General features: G+C 36.7%; 23 protein-coding genes. 15 read left to right on the top strand and 8 right to left on the bottom strand.

Going from position 1 to position 23,011, the window contains the following annotated elements; all coding sequences use genetic code 11:
- Positions 1-85 precede the first annotated feature (85 nt).
- The 10 genes from DYR29_RS09185 to DYR29_RS09140 all read left to right on the top strand — a co-directional run bounded on the left by DYR29_RS09185 (position 86) and on the right by DYR29_RS09140 (position 10,049).
- Entirely contained in the window at positions 86-1,354 is a 1,269-nt protein-coding gene (locus tag DYR29_RS09185) for a mechanosensitive ion channel family protein (protein WP_047421151.1), read from the top strand.
- A gap of 176 nt (positions 1,355-1,530) precedes the next feature.
- Positions 1,531-2,250 (top strand): pyridoxine 5'-phosphate synthase, encoded by a 720-nt coding sequence (locus tag DYR29_RS09180; protein WP_213280232.1) that lies wholly within the window; start codon positions 1,531-1,533, stop codon positions 2,248-2,250.
- Positions 2,251-2,392: 142 nt separating this feature from the next.
- Positions 2,393-3,172, top strand: coding sequence for an alpha/beta fold hydrolase (locus tag DYR29_RS09175; RefSeq protein ID WP_213280231.1), 780 nt, complete (start codon positions 2,393-2,395; stop codon positions 3,170-3,172).
- 114 nt (positions 3,173-3,286) lie between these two features.
- Positions 3,287-3,523 (top strand): microviridin/marinostatin family tricyclic proteinase inhibitor, encoded by a 237-nt coding sequence (locus tag DYR29_RS09170; protein WP_047421157.1) that lies wholly within the window; start codon positions 3,287-3,289, stop codon positions 3,521-3,523.
- Between the two features lie 52 nt (positions 3,524-3,575).
- Entirely contained in the window at positions 3,576-3,800 is a 225-nt protein-coding gene (locus DYR29_RS09165; RefSeq protein ID WP_213280230.1) for a microviridin/marinostatin family tricyclic proteinase inhibitor, read from the top strand.
- Positions 3,801-3,871: 71 nt separating this feature from the next.
- Positions 3,872-4,828 (top strand): MvdC family ATP-grasp ribosomal peptide maturase, encoded by a 957-nt coding sequence (locus DYR29_RS09160; RefSeq protein WP_213280229.1) that lies wholly within the window; start codon positions 3,872-3,874, stop codon positions 4,826-4,828.
- Entirely contained in the window at positions 4,821-5,825 is a 1,005-nt protein-coding gene (locus tag DYR29_RS09155; RefSeq protein WP_213280228.1) for an MvdD family ATP-grasp ribosomal peptide maturase, read from the top strand. The genes DYR29_RS09160 and DYR29_RS09155 overlap by 8 nt, the downstream gene beginning before the upstream one ends.
- Positions 5,826-6,083: 258 nt before the next feature.
- Positions 6,084-7,097 (top strand): NAD-dependent epimerase/dehydratase family protein, encoded by a 1,014-nt coding sequence (locus tag DYR29_RS09150; protein WP_213280227.1) that lies wholly within the window; start codon positions 6,084-6,086, stop codon positions 7,095-7,097.
- Positions 7,094-8,863, top strand: coding sequence for an AMP-dependent synthetase/ligase (locus DYR29_RS09145; protein WP_213280226.1), 1,770 nt, complete (start codon positions 7,094-7,096; stop codon positions 8,861-8,863). Before DYR29_RS09150 ends, DYR29_RS09145 begins: the two co-directional genes overlap by 4 nt.
- 127 nt (positions 8,864-8,990) lie before the next feature.
- Positions 8,991-10,049, top strand: coding sequence for a diphosphomevalonate/mevalonate 3,5-bisphosphate decarboxylase family protein (locus tag DYR29_RS09140; protein WP_213280225.1), 1,059 nt, complete (start codon positions 8,991-8,993; stop codon positions 10,047-10,049).
- Positions 10,050-10,092: 43 nt separating this feature from the next.
- Here DYR29_RS09140 and DYR29_RS09135 read toward each other — a convergent pair whose 3' ends face one another.
- Positions 10,093-11,175 (bottom strand): endonuclease/exonuclease/phosphatase family protein, encoded by a 1,083-nt coding sequence (locus tag DYR29_RS09135; RefSeq protein WP_213280224.1) that lies wholly within the window; start codon positions 11,173-11,175, stop codon positions 10,093-10,095.
- 110 nt (positions 11,176-11,285) lie between these two features.
- Here DYR29_RS09135 and DYR29_RS09130 point away from each other — a divergent pair, with 110 nt between their 5' ends.
- Positions 11,286-11,726, top strand: a complete 441-nt coding sequence (locus DYR29_RS09130; RefSeq protein ID WP_213280223.1) for a nuclear transport factor 2 family protein — start codon at positions 11,286-11,288, stop codon at positions 11,724-11,726.
- A gap of 33 nt (positions 11,727-11,759) precedes the next feature.
- Positions 11,760-12,137, top strand: a complete 378-nt coding sequence (gloA2, locus tag DYR29_RS09125; protein WP_213280222.1) for an SMU1112c/YaeR family gloxylase I-like metalloprotein — start codon at positions 11,760-11,762, stop codon at positions 12,135-12,137.
- A 2-nt stretch (positions 12,138-12,139) separates the two neighbouring features.
- Here gloA2 and DYR29_RS09120 read toward each other — a convergent pair whose 3' ends face one another.
- A complete protein-coding gene (locus tag DYR29_RS09120) occupies positions 12,140-12,523 on the bottom strand; it encodes a DUF1634 domain-containing protein (RefSeq protein ID WP_034699869.1) in 384 nt (127 codons plus the stop codon).
- Positions 12,523-13,353, bottom strand: a complete 831-nt coding sequence (locus DYR29_RS09115; protein ID WP_213280221.1) for a sulfite exporter TauE/SafE family protein — start codon at positions 13,351-13,353, stop codon at positions 12,523-12,525. Before DYR29_RS09115 ends, DYR29_RS09120 begins: the two co-directional genes overlap by 1 nt.
- A gap of 97 nt (positions 13,354-13,450) precedes the next feature.
- Between DYR29_RS09115 and DYR29_RS09110 the strand changes: the two genes are divergently transcribed.
- Both DYR29_RS09110 and DYR29_RS09105 read left to right on the top strand, forming a co-directional pair.
- A complete protein-coding gene (locus DYR29_RS09110; protein ID WP_047421814.1) occupies positions 13,451-14,002 on the top strand; it encodes a DUF1543 domain-containing protein in 552 nt (183 codons plus the stop codon).
- Positions 14,003-14,027: 25 nt separating this feature from the next.
- The gene (locus DYR29_RS09105) at positions 14,028-15,140 is read left to right on the top strand and encodes a 5-(carboxyamino)imidazole ribonucleotide synthase (RefSeq protein WP_213280220.1); all 1,113 of its coding nucleotides are present in this window, start codon (positions 14,028-14,030) and stop codon (positions 15,138-15,140) included.
- A 304-nt stretch (positions 15,141-15,444) separates the two neighbouring features.
- Here the strand turns inward: DYR29_RS09105 and DYR29_RS09100 are convergent, their stop codons facing one another.
- From DYR29_RS09100 to DYR29_RS09090, 3 genes are all read right to left on the bottom strand, one after another.
- Positions 15,445-17,568, bottom strand: a complete 2,124-nt coding sequence (locus DYR29_RS09100; RefSeq protein WP_213280219.1) for a cation:proton antiporter — start codon at positions 17,566-17,568, stop codon at positions 15,445-15,447.
- Between the two features lie 6 nt (positions 17,569-17,574).
- Positions 17,575-18,141 (bottom strand): hypothetical protein, encoded by a 567-nt coding sequence (locus DYR29_RS09095; RefSeq protein WP_047421184.1) that lies wholly within the window; start codon positions 18,139-18,141, stop codon positions 17,575-17,577.
- 143 nt (positions 18,142-18,284) lie between these two features.
- Positions 18,285-19,193, bottom strand: coding sequence for a DMT family transporter (locus tag DYR29_RS09090; protein WP_213280218.1), 909 nt, complete (start codon positions 19,191-19,193; stop codon positions 18,285-18,287).
- 256 nt (positions 19,194-19,449) lie between these two features.
- Between DYR29_RS09090 and purE the strand changes: the two genes are divergently transcribed.
- The gene (purE, locus tag DYR29_RS09085; protein WP_213280217.1) at positions 19,450-19,953 is read left to right on the top strand and encodes a 5-(carboxyamino)imidazole ribonucleotide mutase; all 504 of its coding nucleotides are present in this window, start codon (positions 19,450-19,452) and stop codon (positions 19,951-19,953) included.
- 43 nt (positions 19,954-19,996) lie between these two features.
- Here purE and DYR29_RS09080 read toward each other — a convergent pair.
- A protein-coding gene (locus tag DYR29_RS09080; protein WP_425394621.1) for an IS3 family transposase occupies positions 19,997-21,234 on the bottom strand; the annotation gives its coding sequence in 2 pieces (ribosomal slippage) (positions 19,997-20,868 and positions 20,868-21,234; 1,239 coding nt in all).
- Between the two features lie 86 nt (positions 21,235-21,320).
- Entirely contained in the window at positions 21,321-22,994 is a 1,674-nt protein-coding gene (locus DYR29_RS09075) for a BspA family leucine-rich repeat surface protein (protein ID WP_213280215.1), read from the bottom strand.
- Positions 22,995-23,011: the final 17 nt, after the last annotated feature.

Below are 23,011 nucleotides of genomic sequence, written 5' to 3'. Positions count from 1 at the left end.
AAATATTTCCCAATGAATGCTTTTTGGGATGAAAATTGATTGCGAATAGTAAAATGATGATTCTTAATTTCATAAATTTGCTGTAATGAATGACCAGTTACAAGAAACTAAAAACTTTATACAGGAGCTGAGTGAACAGCTTTACATTTATATTACCCAGATATCACCTTCCGGGCTGGACTGGGTTTTCCATATCATTGTAAAGTTGAGTTTACTTCTCGTTCTGTTTTTTATCACTGATTTTGTTTTTAAATTCATCATTAATTCTGTCTTCAGGTTATTTCATAATGAACAGAAATTTCCCATCTTAAAATCTATTTATCAGGCCAAAATCACCAATTCTGTAGCCCATTTTGCAGCTTTGATTGCTGTTGCCGGCATTCAGGGATCTATATTTCCGGAAAATGCATTGCCCAAAACAACCATTTTTATAATACGATGTATTAATCTGGGATTGGTACTGATGTTAGCAGGAATGCTATACAGATCATTGACTGCTTTTAGAAATTATTTCAGCATCAAACAGGATTTCTACAAGATTATGGCACTTAATGCCATTTCAGAAACCGTAAAGATTTTAGGACTTTTTATATTTACTGTAGTAGGACTTTGTGTCATTTTTGGGATCAAAGGAACCACTATCGTAGGAAGTCTTGGGGCGATTACAGCGGTGCTGGTATTGGTTTTCAGAGATACGATCTTAGGGTTTGTAACAGGGCTTCATGTTGCCACTTCTAAAAATTTAAAAGTAGGAGATTGGGTAAGCATTCCCAAATACAGTATTGAAGGAAATATTACAGAAATCAATCTTTTGACTACCAAAATTACCAATTTTGATAAGACCGTTTCCACCATTCCTACCTATGACCTGATGACCACTGAAATCAAGAATATGCAGGTGATGTCTGAATCCAATACAAGGAGAATAAAAAAATCAATTTACTTTAATATCAATTCTTTTAAATTTTTGACGGATGAAGATGTTGAGCGTTTAAAGGAGATTAACCTGATCTCAGATTATCTGGAGGAAAGAACATCAGAGATCAAAAAAGAGAAAGAAAGTCTTGAGCATAAGGATAAAATTGTGAATGGAAGGCAGCTTACCAATATCGGGGTTTTCAGATATTATGCCCAGAAATATATTGAAAATGATCCGGACATAGATAAAAACGGAACCCGCATGGTACGTCAGCTGGACATTACCCCACAAGGACTGCCTCTTGAAGTATATTGTTTTGCGAATGATTCCAAATGGGAACGTTTTGAGCAGATTCAGGCCGATATTTTTGACCATTTATTGGTGGCATCCAAAGAATTTGAACTTCAGGTGATGCAGGTAAGTGTGAAAGTATAGAAAAGCTGGAAGGCAGAAGAGGGAAGCTGGAAGTTTCAGCACTTTTTAAACAAATTTTAAATTAAACTTTTAAATGATCATAAATGTGGAAGACCAATAGAAGTACAAAGTCTGGATTTATTTCCAGCCCGTGCTTTCAGCTTCTAACATTTTATATCTAACATCTAAAATAAAAAATGACAAAACTAAGCGTAAACATTAATAAAATTGCGACGATAAGAAATGCAAGAGGAGGAGAAACCCCAAGTGTTACAGAAGCTGCTGTAAAAATTCAGGAATTCGGAGGACAAGGAATTACCATCCACCCAAGACCTGATGAAAGGCATATCACAAGAAAAGATGTCTATGATCTGAAGCCGTTGGTTACGACTGAGTTTAATATTGAAGGAAATCCACATCAGAGTTTTATCGATATGGTATTGGAGGTGAAGCCGGAGCAGGTAACTTTAGTGCCGGATGCTGATGATGCAATTACATCCAATGCAGGCTGGGATACCAAAAAGCATCTCGGTTTCCTTACAGACATTATCGCAGAATTCAAAAAGGCGGGAATCCGTACTTCTGTTTTTCTTGATCCTTTGCCGGAATTGGTAGAATATGCTGCTAAAACGGGCGCAGACAGAATAGAACTGTATACTGAAGCTTACGCAAAAAATTATCTGATCAATAAAGAACAAGCTATAAAACCTTATTACGACACTGCAGTTGAGGCTACCAATTTCGGATTGGGAATCAATGCGGGTCATGATCTAAGCTTAGAAAACCTTAAATATTTTGCAGACACCATTCCCAACCTGTTGGAAGTATCTATAGGGCATGCTTTGATTTCCGAAGCACTTTATATGGGATTGGAAAATACGGTTCAGGCTTATCTGAAGAGACTGGCAAAATGGTAATTAATAAGAAATCAGAATTTAGAGATTAGAAGCTAGTAAACTTCGTTTCTGATCTTTCATATAGTTTACACACTGATAATGTAAATAAAATGATGAGAACTTTTAATCTGACTTCTGATTTCTCACATTTAACTTCTAAAATATGGAAATTTTAAACTCAAAAATATTCGGCGAAAATTCAACTCATACGCCGCTTCTTGTATTTCACGGATTATTTGGAATGCTTGACAACTGGGGAAGCTTCGGAAAAGACCTGGGAGAATACCTTACTGTACATCTGATCGACCTTAGAAACCACGGCAGAAGCTTTCATTCCGAAAGTATGTCTCATGATGATCTGGCAGATGATATTGCCCGTTATATGGATCATTATGGAATTCAGAAAGCTAATGTTTTAGGACATTCTTTAGGAGGTAAAGCAGTGATGCAGTTTGCTATAAAATATCCTGAACACGTTGAAAAACTGATTGTTGTGGATATTTCACCTAAAGCATATCCGCCACATCACCAGGGAATTATCAAAGCACTGGAAACTGTTGATTTTAATACGGTAACTTCAAGAAATGAGGTGGAAGCAGTCCTGAACCAATATATTCCGGAAAGATCTACCGTACAGTTTTTAACGAAAAACCTGTATTGGGATGACAATAAAAAACTGGGCTGGAGATTTAACCTTAAAACCCTGTCTGAGAAATATACGGAATTTGTATCCAATGCCATTAAGTTTGGAGTTTTTGAAGGTGAGACACTGTTTATAGCAGGAGCAAAATCCAATTATATTCTGCCGCAGGATGAATTTGGGATCAGACAGCAGTTTCCTAAAGCTAAAGTCGTTACGGTAAAAAATGCAGGACATTGGGTTCAGGCAGAAAATCCGGTTGATTTCGCAAATGTTGTGAAGGAGTTTCTTGGATTAAATTAATATTATACTTTGATTTTCAATATTATGTTAAAATTTTATTAAAATGTAATATTATTTCTCCATGATTTGAATTTTTTGTACTTTGGATTTCCAAAACGATAAAAATATTAACTTATGGAAAACAAAAATTCAAAAAAGAAGCCATTTTTCGCAACATTCTTAGAAAAACAGGTTAAAGACCCTGAAACAGTAAAAGGTGGAGGTATTACTTCTGTATTGGCAGATCAGATTACTACATCTCTCCAGGATCAGATCACTACTCCTCTTAAGGATAATGTTACCAAGCCTGATAATGATAATGTAACAATGAAATATCCTTCTGACGGAGATGAGGATGTTTTAGATGTATAAGAATATACATACAGCTTAAGCTTAATTATATATCAAACCAAAACTAAACATTATGAAAAACCAAAACTCAAAGAAGAAGCCTTTTTTCGCATCATTCTTAGAAAAGCAGGTTAAAGATCCTGAAACCGTAAAAGGAGGAGGTGATATAACACTTGCTGAAACAGATTTGATTACAAAGCCGGCAGTAGACACGGTAACTTCCCCAAAAGACGATATGATGCACACGCTGAAATATCCATCTGACGGTGATGATGATACAATCTTTATTCCGCTATAATAAGTAGAATATAATAAAAAATAGTAGGGAAACTTAAATAGTAAGTTTCCCTTTTTAATAAAAACCGGCAAATGATTCTCTGCATCACCCATTCACAGGATTTTTATAATATTGATCTCTTTTTCGAATACCTGGCTTCCAAAAGTATTCCTTATTTCAGACTGAATTCTGACCGACTGAATCATCTTCAGAAAATCAGCATTGATGAAAATTCATTTGAACTGACTGATGAATCCGGAAATACCATTCATTCTGATGCAATCAAAGGAGTGTGGCACAGAAAAGCGTGGAGAATAAGTACTCCTGAAGAATTGGACCAGGATTATGAAAAAATCTTCCTGAACGAATATGGAAGCCTGCGCTACAACCTGATAACTGCCTTAGAGCATATTCCGTGGATCAATCCCTATGAAAATGAAAAAAAAGTTGACGGCAATAAGATATTTCAGCTTAAAATTGCAGAAAGAAATAACTTAACGATCCCCAAAACTATTTTTTCCAATGATGAAGAGAAAATAACGAATTTTTTCCATCAATACTGTCAGGGAAAAGCAATTGCTAAGCTTCACGGAGTAACGGCGAAAACAATGTCAGGTGAAAACATGATTTCCACTACAATAATTGAAGAGGAATCACTTGAAAACCTTTCAGACATTGCATACTGCCCGATGATTTTTCAGCCTTATATTGAAAAAGAATACGAATTGAGAATCGTTTATGTAGACGGTGATTTCTTTACAGGAAAGATCAATAACAGTGAAAATGCAGACTGGAGAGTAGCTCACGAAGGCTATTTCTGGTCAGCGTACGAACTTCCGGAGCCTGTAAAAGCCAATCTCACTTCCATGATGCATGAAATGGGACTTTACATAGGAGCCATTGATATGATCAAAGGAAGAGACGGGGAATATTATTTCCTTGAAGTGAATCCGCAGGGAGAGTGGGGAATGCTGCAAAAAGAGCTGGGATTTCCCATTGCAGAAAGAATTGCCGATAATCTTATCAACAGAATTAATTTCCATGAATAAAATTTTAATTATAACCCATACCGCAGATAACTTTTCTATTGAAAAAGTAACAGAATACATCGAGAAAAATAACTGTGAAGTTATTCGCTTTGATGTTGACGTTTATCCTTTACAAAACAAGCTTTCCACCATTTTTCAGGATGGGGAATGGGTAAGTTTTCTTGAAACTCCGGATGCAAAGCACCGTCTAGATGATATTTCAGCCATTTGGTACAGAAGAGCTTACAATATCGGAAAAGGCTTAAAAGAAGAAATGGACTCTAAGTTTTACGGTGCGGCCATGGGCGAAATCAGAAATACACTTTTCGGTTTCTTTGAGTCTGTAGATGCTTATTCTTTGGGAAAACCAAGTATTTACAGAAGGTTGGACAGCAAAGAAGAACAATTGAAAATTGCAGATAAATTAGGACTGACCATTCCGGCAACCTGCCTTACCAATAATCCTGATGAAGCTAGAAAATTTATTCTGAAACATCAAAATGTAGTGGCAAAAATGCAGACCGGTTTTGCCATCTATGAAGACGGTGTTGAAAGTGTAGTCTTTACCAATGTTGTCAGTGAAAATAAGCTGGAAGAGTTGGATTCCTTGCTGTATTGCCCAATGCAGTTTCAGCAGATGATTCAAAAGAAAAAAGAACTTCGTATTACCATTGTGGGAAGAGATGTTTATGCATTTGAAATAGATTCCCAGCAATCCGAAGATGCCAAAGTAGACTGGAGAAAAGACGGAATCAATCTGATTGATAAATGGAGCAGAACAGAACTTCCGGCAGATGTAGAAGCAAAACTGCTTGAACTCCTGGATATTTACAATGTAGATTACGGAGCAATAGACATGATTGTTTCTCCTGAAGATGAATACTACTTCATCGAGATCAATGCCGCAGGAGAATTCTTCTGGCTGGATAATCTTACAGAAGGAAACCTTATTTCCAGGAGCATTGCAGACGTTCTTTGCGACAAAGCTCCAAGAAGAAATAATGAGGTAATGGCTTAAAAACAAAGCATTTTAATCATAAAAGTCCTGAAAGTTGTACATTCTTTCAGGACTTTTAAATGTAATAACCTACTGTGATTAAAATTTTTCTGGTTTGTTGATTTCTGAGTGATAATATTGGTTAAATAAAGTGGAATTATGCTTTAAAAATCGCAAATTTGCAGAAGCAGTTTTTCTAAGGAATTTTTGCCGGATCCGGAAGAATTGCCGGATAGAAAATATTGTTATATTTTAGTCAGCAATCAAGTAAAATAATTAATGATTTTTGTAACGGGTGCTACCGGAATTCTGGGAAGAATAATTGTACTGGAACTTCTTAAAAGAGGTAAAAATGTACGTGCTTCCAAAAGACCGGGCAGCAATTTAAACGAAGTAAAGCATTCATACAGCTTTTATACGGAGAATCCAGACGATTTTTTCAACAAGATTGAATGGGTAAACGTAGATTTTGATGACCTAGATTCTTTGAAAACTGCACTGCAAGGTGTGGATGAGGTCTATCACTGTGCTGCAAAAGTGAGCTTTCATCCCAAAGATGAAAAAGAAATGTACCGTACAAACATCAAGGGTACAGAAAACCTCCTGTTTGCCTGCGAAGGATCAGACGTTAAAAAATTTCTTCATGTAAGTTCTGTTGCTGTGCTCGATAGCTACAATGAAAAAGGAGAACTGGACGAAGATTCTGACTTTAATCCCAAACTGGAACACTCTGCATATGCCATTTCAAAACATTTATCTGAAATGGAAGCATGGAGAGCTTCAGCAGAAGGCCTGAATGTAGTCATTATCAATCCGGGAATGATTGTAGGAAGCGGAAACTGGAATCAAAGCAGCGGTGAGCTTTTCTCTACTTTTGAAGACAATAGTTTTACCTTTTCCGGCGGTTCTGCTTACGTTGATGTAAGAGATGTGGCCAATACAGCAATTGAACTGATGGAAAATAATCTTTTCGGAGAACGTTTTATCATTGTTGCTGAAAATAACAGATATGCAGACCTTGCAAAACAGGTAAGAACCCGTCTCGGCCTTAAAGATGCCAGAATTCTTTCACAATCTGTATTAAATATCGGAAGAATAGCCAACATCCTTTTCGGATGGCTGATTCCTAAATTGAAAATGGTTACCAAATCAAATATTGAAGCCATTTCTTCCTTCAACACCATTTCCAATCACAAAGTCAAAGAAAAACTGAATTATCAGTTTATTCCCGTAAAAGAAAGTATCGACTTTCACCTGAATAATTATATTAACGACAAAAAGCTGAAGAAATGAATCTTGCAGAGGCAATTATCCTTAAAAATGTAGAAAAACATCCTATAAAAGCGGCCATCGGATTTAAAAAGAAAGAGGGAGCCTGGAAAGAGTTGAGCTGGAAAAAATTCAGTGAGGTTATTTTTAAAACAGCCAATGCCCTAAAGGAAGCTGGAATTCAGGAGAATGACAGAGTCGCTATTTATTCAGATAACTCGTCCGAATGGATGATCGTTGACCTGGCTTCAATGGCCATCGGTGCTGTTACGGTGCCTATTTATTCAACTAATAATGCTGAGCAGGCAGAACATATCATCAACGATTCCGGAGCTAAAGCTGTTTTAGTGGGAAATCAGATGCAGTATGATGCCTGTCTTGAGTTTTTACATAAAGAAGAAAACAATCTTGAAACCATTATTGTTTCTAAAAAAGCAGTGTGGATCAAGAAAGAATTCAACAATTTTTATCTTGAAGATTTTATTGCTAAAGCTTCACCGGAACTGGAGATTTTTAAGAAGGAAAATGATGATACAGCCACATTGATCTATACTTCAGGAACTACGGGAATTCCAAAAGGAGTAATGCTTACCCATGGAAATTTCATCAAAGCATTTGATTCTCATTTTGAATTTTTTAAGTTTAAAAACTTTGAAGAAGAACTTTCACTGGCATTCTTACCATTGAGCCACGTCTTTGAAAGAAGCTGGAGCTTACTTTGTCTGTATGGCGGTGCCCGTGTTTATTTCCTGGAAGATCCTAAAAATGTAGCCAAAGCACTGGAAGAAGTAAAACCTACTGCCATGTGTGCCGTACCGAGATTTTTCCAGAAAGTATATGCCGGAGTTCTTGAAAAAGCTGAAGAAGGTTCATCACTGAAGAAGAAAATATTTGACTGGGCGCTTAAAACCGGATGGGAAACCGCAGAATTGAGAAGAAATGAAAAACCAATTCCTTTTGGATTAAAATTCAAAGAAGCTGTTGCAGATAGATTAGTTTTTAGTAAAATAAAAGAAAAAATGGGCGGCAGACTGTGGTTCTTACCTTGTGGTGGAGCATCATTGTCACCAGAAGTTACCCGTTTCTTTGAATCAGTAGGAATTCATGTAACTGTTGGCTACGGATTAACGGAAACTACCGCAACATTGACGCTTTTCCCTTTAACTCATTTTGAACATGGTACAAGCGGAAAGCCACTGCCGGGAGTAGAAATGCGTATCGGTGAAAATGATGAAATTCAGGCGAGAGGAAACGGAATCATGAAAGGCTATTACAATAAGCCTGAAGAAACCCAGAAAGTGTTCACAGAAGACGGCTGGTTCAAAACGGGAGATGCCGGGAAATTTGATGATAAAGGAAACCTGATTATCACAGACAGAATCAAAGATCTTATGAAGACTTCCAATGGAAAATATATTGCGCCACAGCAGATAGAAAACCTTTTGACCAACAATAATTTTATCCAGCAGATTATGCTGATTGCAGAAGGAAGGCAGTTTGTTTCAGCGTTGATTGTTCCTAATTTTGAATTTTTGCAGGATTATATTAAGAAAAATAATATTCCTTTTACCAATTGGAAAGATGCTGTAAAAAATGAAAAGGTAATCAATCTTTATAAAGAAAAAATTAAAGAATTGCAGGATCACCTGGCAGACTATGAAAAAGTGAAGAAATTTACCTTGATGCCGGCAGAATTTGACATCAATACAGGAGAAATTACTCCGACTTTGAAAGTCAAAAGAAATGTGGTGATCAAAAAATACGCAGATATTATAGAGAAGATGTATTAAAAATTTTAACCTCCTGTTTTTCACGTCAAGTACAAATAAAGGTGTGAAAATTCCCCTCTTTTGGAGGGGTGGCGAAAATTCAAAGAATTTTTGACGTGGTGGTTTAAAATAATGACTTAATTAAACTATGACAACACAAGATTTTATAGGAAAAGAAAATTTCATCATTCATACCCAAACGGTTTCAGAAAGCTGTCCGTCTAATATTGCCCTGATCAAATACTGGGGGAAATATGCCGATCAGATTCCTGCTAACCCAAGCATAAGCTACACGTTAAACCATTGTAAAACCAATACTTCAATGGAGTTTATTGCAAATGAAGCTTTTTCAGTACAAACCTTTCTGACTGGTAACGAAGAAGTGAAATTTGCTGAAAAAATTGAGAAATATTTCAAAAATATAGAACAGTATCTCCCATGGATTTTAAAAGGGAAATATATAATCAGAACAGAGAATACCTTCCCGCATAGTTCAGGAATTGCAAGTTCAGCTTCAGGATTTGGGGCCATTGCAAAATGTCTGATGGCATTGGATGCTTCATTTACAGGAAAAACTTCTGAAGAAGAATCTATGAGAAAAGCTTCATTCTTAGCAAGATTAGGAAGTGGAAGCGCATGCCGAAGTTTATACAACGGACTTGTGGTGTGGGGAAAAACTGATGAGGTAGAAGGAAGTTCAGATTTGTTCGGGGTACAATATCCCGATGCTGAAATTCATGAGGTATTCAGAAATTTTAACGACTGGGTTTTATTGATCCATGAAGGACAGAAAAGTGTTTCTTCAACGGTAGGACACGGTCTGATGAATACTAATCCTTATGCAGAAAGAAGATTTCAGGAAGCAAGAGAAAACTTTGTTCCGATGAAAGAAATCCTGAAAAGCGGAGATATGGAAAGCTTTATCAAGCTGGTAGAACATGAAGCACTTACGTTGCATGCAATGATGATGATGAGTGATCCGGCTTTTATCCTGATGAAAACAGGTACTTTGGAAGTCATCAACAAAATCTGGGATTTCAGAAGAGAAACCGGACTTCCTTTATTCTTTACGCTGGATGCAGGAGCTAATGTTCACCTTCTATTCCCGGGTAATGGTTCTGAAGAACGGATTAAAACCTTCATTGAAGCTGAGTTATTACAGCACACCCAGAAGAATGGGGTAGTGAAGGATATAATGAAATTTTAAAATTAAAAATATTCAATAGGAGTGGGCTTAGCCCACTTTTTTATTAATCCTCAGTAACCACAGTTTCACGTTCGCCATCTTCTTTCTTTCCTTCCTCTATCATGATTTCAGCTTCTGCTTTCTCTTCGGAAGTTGCTGTTTCAATCAATTCTTCCTGTTCATCATTGTGATGATCTATGAAAAACTCGCAGTATACCGGAAGGTGGTCTGAACCAAAATTCTCCAATGTCTTCAGCTGCTTAATAAAAATATCTTCACTGTGAAACATCAGATCAATGGGAAATCTTAAAAGACGGTATTTCGCATGGAAGGTAGAAACAAAAGAATGCCCGATCCTGGGATCTATCAGATGACTTGTTTTTCTGAAAAGTACAGATGATCTTGACCATGCAACATTATTAAAGTCTCCTACAACAATAACAGGTTTTTTGATGTCTTTTACACGTTTGGCAGTACTTAAAAGATCACCGTCTCTTTCCTTCGATGTTTCCTCTTCCGTAGGACTTGGCGGCGGTGGATGAACCCCGAAGAAAACAAAAGAAAAACCATCAGCAGTTTTCATATGGACCTCAATACTCGGGATATCATCAGCAACAAAATAATGAGTCTTTGCTTCTTTGATTTCAATTCTGGAATAGAAATGCATGCCGTAGGTATTTTCAAGGGTCACTTTATGCTGGAAGCTGTATTCTTTCTCTAAAGGCGTCATTGCTTTTTCCCAGTCACCATTGCTTTCCATAGTCATGAAAAAATCAGGATTGTGTTTTTTAACAAGCCCGATGAATTTCTCATATTCTTTATTGAACTGATAAACATTCGCAGAAATAAAATGCAGTTTATCGGAAGATTTGTAGCGTTGTTTGTGCTTTTTTACAGGATAGAAATGGGTGTATTTGATGAGTGTCTGACCATGATGAACAAACATGACCAACAGAAGACCCTGATAATACCAGAAATATTCTTTAGAATCTGTGAAAAAGCCTAATAAAAAGGTAAATAATATAAGGTAAGTGACCTGTATTTTAGCAAATTCCGGAACCCTGAATACCCAGTGAGAATGCTGTATTTTCGGCAGTATTGTCATCACCAGAAGAAGTATGGCCAAAGTCAGATAGATAATCCACATATAAAAAGCTCTGAAATAATTTTGACCACAATTTAAGGAAAATGAATTTTAAAATTTGCTAATCGATTTAAATTTTATTTTATCTATTTTTAATTATCTAAATCTATACTATGAATAAAATAATTGTACTTCTTGTTCTGATCAGTATTTCATGCTTCGGCCAAGAGAATAAAGATATTGAAAAACCTATCCGTAACCTATTCCTTGGCATGAAAAATGCAGACTCTGAGCTTGTAAAATCAGCTTTTGCAGAGAATGCAGTGCTGCAGACCATTACTAAAGATGGTACTGTGAAAAGTGACAGTATACAGGATTTCGTTGCTTCGGTTTCAAAATTTACAAAAGGAGATCTGGATGAAAGGATTATAGTAGAAGCTGTTCATACAGACGGAAACCTGGCAAGTGTATTTACTCCTTATTCTTTTTATTTAAAGGGAAAATTGTCACATTGCGGGGCCAATAGTTTTCAGCTGGTAAAGCAGAATAATGAATGGAAAATTCAATATATTATTGATACAAGAAGAAAGGATAACTGTAAAGAAATACAATAATAAAGTTCAATTGAAAATTAGTTTAAAATAAAAATGAAGATTCACCATATTGCAATCATATGTTCAGATTATGCCGTTTCAAAGAAATTTTATACGGAAATTTTAAATCTGAATATCATCCGCGAAGTATACCGTGAAGAAAGACAGTCTTATAAACTTGATCTGGCTATCGGGGATCATTATGTGATTGAGCTGTTTTCTTTTCCTAATCCTCCACAACGCCCCTCACGCCCTGAAGCATGTGGTTTAAGACATCTTGCTTTTTCTGTTGAAAATGTTACAGAAAAAAGAAATGAACTGATTGGGAAAGGTTTAAACTGTGAAGAAATCCGCATAGATGAATTCACGGGAAAAGAGTTTTTCTTTACCCAGGATCCCGATCAGTTGCCGTTAGAGTTTTATGAAATGTAAAATTAGTGGGCGTATCCTGCAAAGAAACTCACTGCCATAATTGCTAAAACGATTGAAGAAATGACTACATATACGTAGTCTTTTTCTTTTAAATAGCCTATTAAAGCAAAAACAATTCTCATCAGAGGAGTAAAGATCAATAAAAGAATACCCAGCTGAATAATAGCTGTACCTTCTCCCTTACACAGAGAATCCCAGAAATGTCCCCATACTTTTTCAGAAGAGGTTCCTACTACAAGGCTGGTATATTTTTCAGGCATTTTAAAACCTTCAAAAAATAACTTGATAAAACCAATCAGGGATGTTGCCACAGAAAGAATAACACCCAGTCTCAAAAGGTTTCCTACAGAACGGTTCAGATCTACATCTGTGAAATTCTTTTTCATTATCTGAAGCTTTTGTTGATACCGTTATACATCATGTAAATAGACAGAATGGTAATTACAATAGCAAAAAATACTTTTAATTTTTTGGTTTTTGATACCATCAGCGTTTTTGAACCTATAAAACTTCCGATGACAACTCCAATTAAAACCGGAGCCACAATCACAGGAATAATTTCTCCTCTCTGGAAATAGATCAGTGCACTGGCTACAGCCGTTACCCCAATCATAAAGTTACTTGTTGTTGTAGATACCTTGAAAGGCAGTTTCATCATATTGTCCATTGCCAATACCTTCAACGCTCCGGAGCCTATTCCTAAAAGTCCGGACATTGCACCTGCAAACATCATCATCAAAAATCCCGGAACTGTATTTCTTGCAGAATAGTTTTTCAATACTCCTTTATCAGGGAATGTTCCGTATAGCTTCAGTTTCTCTTCCAGACTTCCTTTTACCAAAGGTTCCTGGTGATCAGGTTTACCCTTAAGATTTAAAATAACCGTTAAAAGAAGAATACTGGCGAAAATAATTCCGATCGTATTGGGGTTAAGCATCCCCGAAACCAGAGCACCCACAATAGCTCCTGCTGTGGTAGCAATTTCGAGAAACATCCCGATTCTCATATTGGTAAAGCCTTCTTTGACGAAAGCCACGGCCGCACCGGAAGATGTCCCGATCACAGAAATAAGTGAAGCACCGATAGCATAATGCATTGGAACGCCGAATCCCAGCGTTAATAAAGGAATGATAATAACTCCTCCTCCTAAACCCGTAAGTGAACCTAAAAGACCAGCGGAAATTGCGCCAAGGAAGAGTATGATGATTTCTGACATACTACAAATAATGTTACAAATATAAAATTATTGTAGTAGTCTGCCAAACATTTGAAAAAGATAAATTTAACGTATTTTTGTATGCATGAAAAATGTAATGAAATTATTTTATGTTATCCTTGGGGCAACTCCTAAAGGAAGAAATATTGAGCAGCACGATGTTTTCTTCGGAATAGCAGAGAATCTTAAAGATTTAATTCCGGATATGAAAGAGTTTTGGAAGGAAGCAGAGGGTAAAATTCACCTGGATTGCTATCAGGAAGTAAAATTTGCTGATGGCTATGAAGTGGAAATTGTAGAGAAAGGAGAGAAGTCATCAGAAGATCAGTTGTTTTTTCTCAATCTGGGAGGTTATAAGCCGGGTTTCTTTGAAGAATTCCATGAGCAGCACTTAATGGTAGGACAGTCTATGGGAGAGATTGTAAAAAGAGCAAAAGCTACCGAATTTTATCAGACCATGGGATTTGAAGGCGCTGTAAGCCATATTGATGATAAGCATGGGGTAGATATTGATGATATTTTCAATGTGAGCGATATTCTTCCTGCCAGTATGAAAGAAAAATATTCTATCGTTCTTAAAAAATCTGATGCAGAAAATCAGGAAAACCCGATGGGACTTGGGTATTTAAAAATCGATAAAATTCAATAAGAAGTAAATCTAATAAAAATAAAAAATGAAAATAGGAATTCTGGGAGGCGGACAGCTGGGAAGAATGCTGATACAAAGTGCACTGAAGTATGATGACGAGTTTTATACTCTGGATCCGGCTTCTGATGCGCCATGTCATAATATCTCGCATTTTACACAGGGAAATTTTAATGACTATGACACGGTTTTGAACTTCGGTAAAGACAAGGATGTTGTAACCATTGAAATAGAACATGTAAATGCTGATGCATTGGCAGAACTTGAAAAACAGGGAATAAAAGTTGTTCCTAATGCCAGTATCATCAAAACAATCCAGCAAAAGATCCTTCAGAAAGAATTTTATAAAACTCATGACATCCCAAGCCCGGAATTTCAGGTAGTATGGAACAGTGATGAGAAAATTATCATGCCATTGCCATTTGTTCAGAAAATGAATACAGGCGGATATGATGGAAAAGGAGTACAGGTGATCAAAACGGAAGAAGATTATCAGCATTTATGGACAGAAGCTTCAGTAATTGAAAGCCTTGTAGATATTGAAAAAGAGCTTTCCGTCATTGTAGCAAGAAATGAAAAAGGAGAAACCAATATTTTCCCGGTAACGGAAATGGTTGCCGATCCAAAGCTGAATCTGTTGGATTTCAATGTATGTCCGGTTCTTCTGACAGAAGATGTTCAGAATCAGATTGATTCCATTACAGAGAAATTCCTGAATGCAGTGAACTCTCCGGGATTGTTTGCTATTGAATTGTTCCTTGACAAGGAAGGTAAAATATGGGTGAATGAAACCGCACCAAGACTTCACAATTCAGGACATCAGAGCCAGGAAGGAAATACGAATTCTCAGTTTGAGCAAATGTACCGTGTGGTAAAAAACTTACCCCTAGCAGATACCGATGCCATCACTTACAGCGGAATGCTGAATCTGGTAGGAGCAGAAGGATATGCCGGAAAAGTAGTCTATGAAGGAATGGAAGATATTCTTAAGTTACCAGAAACCTACATCCATTTATACGGGAAAACCGAAACCAAACCCGGAAGAAAAATGGGACACATCAATGTTCTTGCAGATTCCAGAGAAGAGTTGATGGAAAAGCTTGTGATGGTAAAGGGAATGGTAAGAGTAATTTCTGAGTAAAATCATTTTAAAATAAATAAAGGGAGCCGTTTTTAAATTGAAACGGCTCCCTTTATTTTGTTATATCAATTCAATAGGAACGGGCTTCAGCCCGTTTAAAAAATAATTATCAAATCAATTGGCTTTAGCCAAAACATAATTTAGATTTCGGCTAAAGCCAAATGTATTGATGTGGTTTATATCGGGCTAAAGCCCGATCCTATTCATGACTCAAATTGATTGATAATTTGATAAAAAATGATTAATTCATACTTAGATAACTTCCAGCATCCCTCTTCTTGCTTCCAGCCTATCTAAATTCCTTTTATTTAAATATCTTCTGAATCACATTTCCAATCTCCACAAAATCCCCGTGATTTCCTACAGAACGTATTTCCGGGCTGTTTTTGTCATATTCAGAGAAAGGGAAGATCAGGAGGTAGTTATTGTCTTTCAGATTCCTGTTCAGTAGTTCAGGGATCAGTCTCATTCTTGGAATATAGGATTTCATGCCTCGTTTTGCCATCAAAATAATTAAGGCTTCATCATCTTTCAGCTGGGCAGCGGTTCTTTCACCATCCTGCCATGTACTCATAATGATAAATTCTGCTTCTATGCTGGCTTTCTTCATGATTTTCTGCAGAATATCAATGATGTTTTCAGGGGCATAAAAAACAATTGTAGCTCCTGAATTTCTGGCAATATTCCATACTCTGAGCAATGCATGGAAGAATCCGGCATCCTTATCTGCATTCTCAGGAATCATCACTGCATATTTTTTTATCGTGGAAAGTGGTTGTGCAGCATGATATACCAGTACATTTACATCATCATTCTGAAGATAGCCATTGTAAAGATTATAGACAAAAGATGGGGAGAATCCTTTTTCATCTTCCAATCCGATGATGAGATCTGTAATCTTCTGTTCTTTAATCACATTATTGACTCCATTAACGACGTCATTGTCATATCTTTTTAAGGCCTGCAGTTTCACATCTGCGGCTGCGGCTGTATCTGCGGCCTGGTGAAGAAGTTTCTCGGCATTCTTTACTGAAGATTCATTTTTATCTTCGTTGATCACATTCAAAGCAAAAAGATCCTCTGTATTGGAGTGGGCTTTGATCAGAATTCCCAGATTCACCATTCGCTCAACAGTTGCCTCGTGGTTGATGGCCAATAGAATACTTTCCTCTTCATGCGTATTCCCTGAAACAGTATCTTCATTATCACTTTCAGCAATTTTCTGAGCACTCGCCATGGAAATAAAGGAAGAGATGGTACATGAAATCAGGATCAGCAGAATACTTCCGTTCAGTACGTGTTCATTTAATAATCTTACAGGTTCTCCGGTTTCGGTTTCGGAAAGGATGATGTTGTATCCTACCATTACTGAAGCCAATGTAGCTGCTGCAGAGGCAGAACTTAACCCAAATATGAGTTTTCCTTCCTCTTTGGTCAGCCTGAATGTTTTCTGAGTCGCTACGGCAGAAAGATATTTCCCTCCGATAGAAGCTACCAGCATGATTCCGGCTACTTCCAGCGTTTCCCAGCTTTTAAAGAAAACTTTAAAATCAATCAGCATTCCTACACTGATCAGGAAGAATGGAATAAAGATGGCATTTCCCACAAATTCAACCCTGTTCATCAAAGAAGAAGTGTGAGGGATAAGCCTGTTCAGAGCCAATCCCGCAAAGAATGCTCCGATAATAGCTTCTACACCAGCCAGCTCCGCAAGCATTGCTGCCAGATAAATCATCACCAATACAAAAATATATTGTGAGATTTTATCATCCACTCTTTTAAAAAACCAACGTCCGATAATCGGGAATACAATAAGTACAATCAGGGCAAAAACGACAAAAGAGACCGACAATTTAACCCAAAATTCTGTTCCTACATCTCCCTGGGACATTCCCACAATTACGGCAAGTACCAATAAAGCGAGGATGTCGGTAATCATTGTACCTCCAACGGTAATATTGACCGCTTTATTTTTTGCAATTCCCAACTTGCTCACTAATGGGTAAGCAATAAGCGTATGGGATGAAAAAAGACTGGCAAACAGAATGGAAGTCAGCATTGAAAAGTGTAAAATATAATACCCTCCCAGATATCCCAATACAAAAGGAACTGTAAAGGTATAGATACCAAAGGTGAGACTTTTCCATTTATTCTTTTTAAAATCACCCATATCAATCTCCAGACCTGCCAGAAACATGATATAAAGCAAGCCGGTAGTTCCTGTCACAACAATACTGCTGTCTCTGGACAATACATTGAATCCGTTCGGACCAATGATGGCTCCGGCGATGATAAGTCCCAAAAGATGGGGAACTTTAATTTTATTTAACAGCAATGGGGCTGCCAGAATGATGACCAGTACCAACAGGAACTTCAGTACCGGATCTTCTATAGGAAGACTCAGGTTATGTATACTCAGTAAAATCATAAGTGTTTATTTTGTGGAACGTACTAATTCAACGGAGAACTTGGCGGTACAGCCATCGGAAGTGATAGTTCTTGTACCTTTGATCTTGTTGTCCGAAATATCATTAAGAAGAACGCTCATTTCTACATTCTTTTTGGCCGTAGAATCTGTTTTGAAAGACAGTCTGATCTCATTGTTTTCAAACTTGCCAGTGTAAAGCCTTACCAGATTATTGTTATTGATAATTTTGGTAATAGGCTGGGTAGAATCGTTATCGAATTCCCAGATATCAGTACGCTGGTCGCCTACAGCATACTCACTGCAGTTAGACTCTGTACAGATGACCTTTCCGTTCCATGGACCGGAAATTTCTGCGGGCCATGAAGAAGTAATGACTACAGAATCTTTTTTGGCAAAAATACTGTCCCTCATTTTCAGGAGCGACTGATATTCGGATTCTTTCTTCGCGAATACCTTTTCTTTTTCTAATAATTGTTTTTCTCTGTCTGTCAGGTTTTTCTCTTTTTCTTTATAATCACAGCTTACAAGAAGAAAAGAAGAGACAAGAAATAAAAAAAATGTGTTTTTCAGCATATTGTATGGGTTGGAGTATACAATATAGGGAAAATGAAGGAAATATAAAAACGCGTCTGAAACAGATCTGATTTTTATTGCATTTAATAAATTAAAAAACAGTTGTATAGATCTGGTGAAATTATTGATATTATTTTTCTGCCTTAAGATTCAATCTTTTGTTTTTTGAACATTGCCGGATTGTAATTAATAACAAAAACCCCTACAATAATTAAAACCGCTGCAATGATGAATTTGGCGGAAATTTTTTCATCGAGAATCAGCCAGCTTAAAAAAATAGAGATTACCGTATTGATATAAGCCAGTATGGATACCTGAACAGGAGAAACTTTAGTAAGAGCGTAGTGAAATGCAAAAAAAGCGGCTACAGAACCAAATATTGACAGGTAAAGCATGGCAGAGATACTTTGCAAACTCCAGTTTCCGAAGTTATAATTGTCTGAAAACAAAAAGGCAAAAATAATCTGAATAATACCCGCAAATAAAAATTGATAAAATAAGTTCAGGGAAATATTACCGCTGTGAAGGTTTAATTTTTTGGTAAAAATAGTTCCTGAAGCCCAGCCTGCAATGGCAATAAATAGAAATAGAATTCCAAGCGCGTAGTCCGGATTTTTTAAATCATTAATACCATCCCAGAAAATAAACAGAATTCCGCTGAAACAGAGAACAACTCCTGCGAAAGCCCGCCAACTGAATTTCTGAAGTCCTAAAGCCAAACTTCCGAAAAATACAAGGATAGGAGAGCAGGCACTGATGAGTGAAGTGAGGCTGCTTGTAACTTCTTCCTCCGCTACTGTAGTCATCCCGTTCGCAATTACCAGCATGAGTAATGAGAAGATAAACTGGTATTTCAGGTTGGTCCAGCCGATCCATTTAAATTCTTTTCTATAGGTAAGAATAAGAAACATAATAATGGCCGCAAGAAATTGGCGTATTCCTGCTACAAACCATGCAGGAATAGTCTCTACCGCAACCCTTATAGATAAAAAGGTAGTACCCCAGACAATAGCAACGGTACATACAGCCAGTGTAAGTTTATAATCTTTCAAAATTTAAAGTGGTGTAACAACAAATATATCTATTTTAACCGGGATTGTTATGGATACAGATGGTGTAATTTATAGGAGTACAGATGAAAAATCTGAGCCAAAAGATCTTTATAAATTCTTTGAATTTTAAAATGCAGACCTATTGAAAAATTAGATCATTTTTGGGATCACAAGCATAAACCACTTCCTGGATTTTTTGTAGTTTTTCCTCTTTACATTTTTATTTTTTATCTTTGAACATCTAATAAAATTGAAGATGGTAGGAATTATTATGGGCAGTCAGAGTGATCTGCCGATCATGGAACAGGCTGCAAATTTTCTTAAAAGCCTTGATATCCCTTATGAATTAACAGTAGTTTCAGCGCACAGAACACCGGAAAGAATGTTCGAATATGCAAAAACTGCTCAGGAAAGAGGTTTGAAAGTCATTGTTGCAGGAGCTGGCGGAGCAGCGCATCTTCCGGGAATGGTAGCAAGCTGTACTACGCTTCCGGTGATCGGAGTTCCTATTTTGTCTAGTAATTCCATAGACGGATGGGATTCAGTTTTATCTATTCTTCAGATGCCTGGTGGAATTCCGGTGGCTACCGTAGCCTTGAACGGTGCTTTAAATGCAGGGATTTTAGCCGCAAAAATTTTAGGAAGCGGTAATGAAGAGGTTGCTGCAAAACTTCAGAAATACCAGGATTCTTTAAAAGATAAAGTTTTGGGAACTGTGGATGATATTAAAGCCCAGCATCCTAATCATTTTGACAAATAGTTTATCTTTAAACTGAGTCGTCCTAAAATAGGTTGACATAAAATTAGACAATATTTAATCCGGAGAAGTATTTATTTTCTTCGGATTTTTTATGCACTTTATCTGGCGTTTGCATATTAAGACTTAAATGTGGTCTTTTAGTATTGTAGATATTAATACTTTCTTTTATCAAGGAGTTTAAGTCTTGTATATTCTTTGTTTTACAAAACAGGAATTCCTGCTTTAATATTCCATTAATTCTCTCAGCCAATGCATTTTGATAACAATCATAACCATCAGTCATAGAAGGTTTTATTCTATTTTTATTAAGCATGTTTTGGTAATAGCCAGAACAGTACTGCAGTCCTCTATCTGAATGATGAATCAAAGGAGTATTTGAAACTCTATTTTTCACTGCCATTTTTAAAGCTTTGGCTACATTCTCAGTATTCATATTTGAGCTTAATGAATATCCCATGATTTTTCTGCTGTAAGCATCTGTTACTAAAGACAAATAGCAGGTAGATTCCCTTGTTTTAATATAAGTTATATCGCTTACAAAAACCTGTTCTGCTTTTGCGATCTTTAATTCTTTCAATAAATTAGGATGTTTTCTAAGCCAATGTTTTGAAAAAGTTGTCTTAACATACTTTTTTTGAGCACGCACAAGCATATTCTCTCTTTTTAGATAAGCAAATAAAGCATCTCTGCCTATTTTGATTCCTTCATTTTTGAACCCTTCTTTAAGTAGGTAATAAAGCTTTCTGGTTCCAAGTCTGGGCATTTCCATTCGTACTTTTTGTACGAGTATCTTTATTTTTAGTAATTCTTTTTCACGGGTTAAGCTCCTCTGCTTATTTTGATAAACTGCCTGACGGCTTATCCCAAACAATCTGCACAGCCTGGATATGCTTATTCCTTCTCTGTGGAGTCTGAAGATTGTTGGGAGGAAAACTTTTTTCTGATTTGGGTGCCATACTGCTTATCTGACATATCAATCATGGTATTAAGAACCTTAGTTTTTAGCTTTTCATCAGCTAATTCTTTTTCCAAACGCTTAATTTTTTGAGCCGGAGTTTCTTTAGAGTTATGCATAATATGGAGTTTAGGTTTACTCCAATCTAAGTTACCATATCTTCGCAACCAAACCAAAACTGTACTTCTGCCTTGGATACCATATTCTTTTTGGGCTTGTTTATAAGTGTAATAACCGTTTTCTACCTGAGAAACAACTCGTAATTTAAAGCCTATACTGTAATCTCTTTGAGTATGTTTTTCCTTTTTTAATTCTTGAGCTTTCATAATATAAGTTGATTAAGTGTCAACTTATTTCAGGACGGGACAAACTCAAAATAAAAGCCTCACTTTTACAGCGAGGCTTTCTGTTTTTATTTCTTAATGAATTTTGAAGAAATTGTTTTTTCTTTCATGATCAGCTGTATCATATAATTCCCCGGAATTAAATCCTGGATATTAATCTGTTCATTCACCAGATCTCCACTGGAGACAATTCTTCCGCTCATATCAATAATTTTGAAATCTTTGGCATTGGAATTTTTTACATAAATAATATCTGTAGCAGGGTTCGGGTAAATGCTTAGCTCACCTTTCACCTTTATATCAGAAGTTCCAAGGAAGGACTGACATTCTCCGTTGTATGTATCTCCGCTGATCGTCCAGCCTTTATTGTTGATCAGATAATTTCTGGCAGTAACTGCTGCATTATGGGAATATGTAAGAGGAGAAACAGAGGATAGATTAATATTATTAGGCGTTGAAGGACTCAGGCTCCAGCCATACAATGTACTGTCATAGTTTTGGCAGTTTAATGCAGAGTTTTTGAACATATCGGATGCATGCAGTAATGAACTGAGATTCCAGTTTCCCAGGTTTTGATTGAAAGTAATGGCATTTTTGAACATATTGTTCATACCTTTTACTGAACTTACATTCCATTTTCCTATTCCTTGATTGAAGCTTTTTGCCCCGTAGAACATCTCTTGCATCCATTCTACCTTTCTTGTGTCCCAATTGGAAATATTGCTGTTGAAACTTTCTGCATTATAAAACATACCATGCATAAATTTTACATTTTGAGTATCCCAGCTGCCAATATCCTGATTAAAAGCTTTTGCACCCACAAACATATTATTCATTTCGATTATCTGTGTGGTATTCCAGTTTCCAAGTGGTTGATTGAAATTGATCGCATTCGAGAACATGAATTCTGCATCAAGATTACTAGACATATCCCAGTTTCCGATAGGCTGATTAAACTGAGTTGCTCCACTAAACATAGCGGCCGTAGCAGTTACTTTGGAGGTGTCCCAATTTGCCAATGGCTGATTGAAAAGCTTTGCAGCAGAGAATGTTATACCCATCATGGTAACATTGGATGTGTTCCAGTCTCCAACCGGCTGGTTGAATACAAAACATCCTGAAAAAGTTCCCAGCAACGTCGTTACATTAGACGTATTCCAGGTATTGATACTGGAATTTCCAACTAAGCTGTAGCAGCCTAAAAACATGTGAGACATATCAGTTACCTCTTTCAGATCAGGTATATCTGTTGCTGTGAAATCTAAAATTTTGCATGCCTGAAATGCCTGTTCCATAGAAGACCACTGAATATTTCCCCATTGCTCTATCAATTGTATTTTATGAACATCTCCTACAATTCCGTTATCATTGAACATATCCCAGTCAGCAAATCTTATTTGGTGAAAATTTCCGTTTCCGTTACTTACTTTCAACCGGTAAGTAGCATCTGACGGACTAGGGTTGTGTGGAACTCCAAAATCGATCAGGGTTTGGTAAGCAGAAGTTACATTTGTTAAAGTGGCATTGTGAGAAGGGTAGCCAATTTCTTCCCAATAGATCTGGTAATTCGTTCCTCTTCCGGGAAACCAGATTTGATTATTATTTGAGTTAACGGGAATTCCTGCATAAGGATAAGAAGGCGGGGTAAGACTTGGTTTCCATACTGTGATAAACTCACTTTGTGCCTTTGTCAGGAATATCAGCAAAAGAAAAATGAGTGTTGGAATTTTTTTTAGAATCATGGTTATAGTTTTTGGTA

Source organism: Chryseobacterium indologenes (assembly GCF_018362995.1).
GTDB lineage: Bacteria > Bacteroidota > Bacteroidia > Flavobacteriales > Weeksellaceae > Chryseobacterium > Chryseobacterium indologenes_G.
This window is presented reverse-complemented; position numbering and strand designations above follow the sequence as displayed.

Bases quoted from the DNA above. Each gene is read 5' to 3' on its own strand.
- DYR29_RS09185 (WP_047421151.1), top strand. From the start codon at position 86: ATGAATGACCAGTTACAAGAAACTAAAAACTTTATACAGGAGCTGAGT.
- DYR29_RS09165 (WP_213280230.1), top strand. From the start codon at position 3,576: ATGAAAAACCAAAACTCAAAGAAGAAGCCTTTTTTCGCATCATTCTTA.
- DYR29_RS09120 (WP_034699869.1), bottom strand. From the start codon at position 12,523: ATGAAAAAGAATTTCACAGATGTAGATCTGAACCGTTCTGTAGGAAAC.
- DYR29_RS09110 (WP_047421814.1), top strand. From the start codon at position 13,451: ATGAAATTATTTTATGTTATCCTTGGGGCAACTCCTAAAGGAAGAAAT.
- DYR29_RS09170 (WP_047421157.1), top strand. From the start codon at position 3,287: ATGGAAAACAAAAATTCAAAAAAGAAGCCATTTTTCGCAACATTCTTA.
- DYR29_RS09145 (WP_213280226.1), top strand. From the start codon at position 7,094: ATGAATCTTGCAGAGGCAATTATCCTTAAAAATGTAGAAAAACATCCT.
- gloA2 (WP_213280222.1), top strand. From the start codon at position 11,760: ATGAAGATTCACCATATTGCAATCATATGTTCAGATTATGCCGTTTCA.
- DYR29_RS09135 (WP_213280224.1), bottom strand. From the start codon at position 11,175: ATGTGGATTATCTATCTGACTTTGGCCATACTTCTTCTGGTGATGACA.
- DYR29_RS09130 (WP_213280223.1), top strand. From the start codon at position 11,286: ATGAATAAAATAATTGTACTTCTTGTTCTGATCAGTATTTCATGCTTC.
- DYR29_RS09160 (WP_213280229.1), top strand. From the start codon at position 3,872: ATGATTCTCTGCATCACCCATTCACAGGATTTTTATAATATTGATCTC.
- DYR29_RS09095 (WP_047421184.1), bottom strand. From the start codon at position 18,141: ATGCTGAAAAACACATTTTTTTTATTTCTTGTCTCTTCTTTTCTTCTT.
- DYR29_RS09180 (WP_213280232.1), top strand. From the start codon at position 1,531: ATGACAAAACTAAGCGTAAACATTAATAAAATTGCGACGATAAGAAAT.
- DYR29_RS09175 (WP_213280231.1), top strand. From the start codon at position 2,393: ATGGAAATTTTAAACTCAAAAATATTCGGCGAAAATTCAACTCATACG.
- DYR29_RS09100 (WP_213280219.1), bottom strand. From the start codon at position 17,568: ATGATTTTACTGAGTATACATAACCTGAGTCTTCCTATAGAAGATCCG.
- DYR29_RS09075 (WP_213280215.1), bottom strand. From the start codon at position 22,994: ATGATTCTAAAAAAAATTCCAACACTCATTTTTCTTTTGCTGATATTC.
- DYR29_RS09155 (WP_213280228.1), top strand. From the start codon at position 4,821: ATGAATAAAATTTTAATTATAACCCATACCGCAGATAACTTTTCTATT.
- DYR29_RS09150 (WP_213280227.1), top strand. From the start codon at position 6,084: ATGATTTTTGTAACGGGTGCTACCGGAATTCTGGGAAGAATAATTGTA.
- DYR29_RS09140 (WP_213280225.1), top strand. From the start codon at position 8,991: ATGACAACACAAGATTTTATAGGAAAAGAAAATTTCATCATTCATACC.
- purE (WP_213280217.1), top strand. From the start codon at position 19,450: ATGGTAGGAATTATTATGGGCAGTCAGAGTGATCTGCCGATCATGGAA.
- DYR29_RS09115 (WP_213280221.1), bottom strand. From the start codon at position 13,353: ATGTCAGAAATCATCATACTCTTCCTTGGCGCAATTTCCGCTGGTCTT.
- DYR29_RS09105 (WP_213280220.1), top strand. From the start codon at position 14,028: ATGAAAATAGGAATTCTGGGAGGCGGACAGCTGGGAAGAATGCTGATA.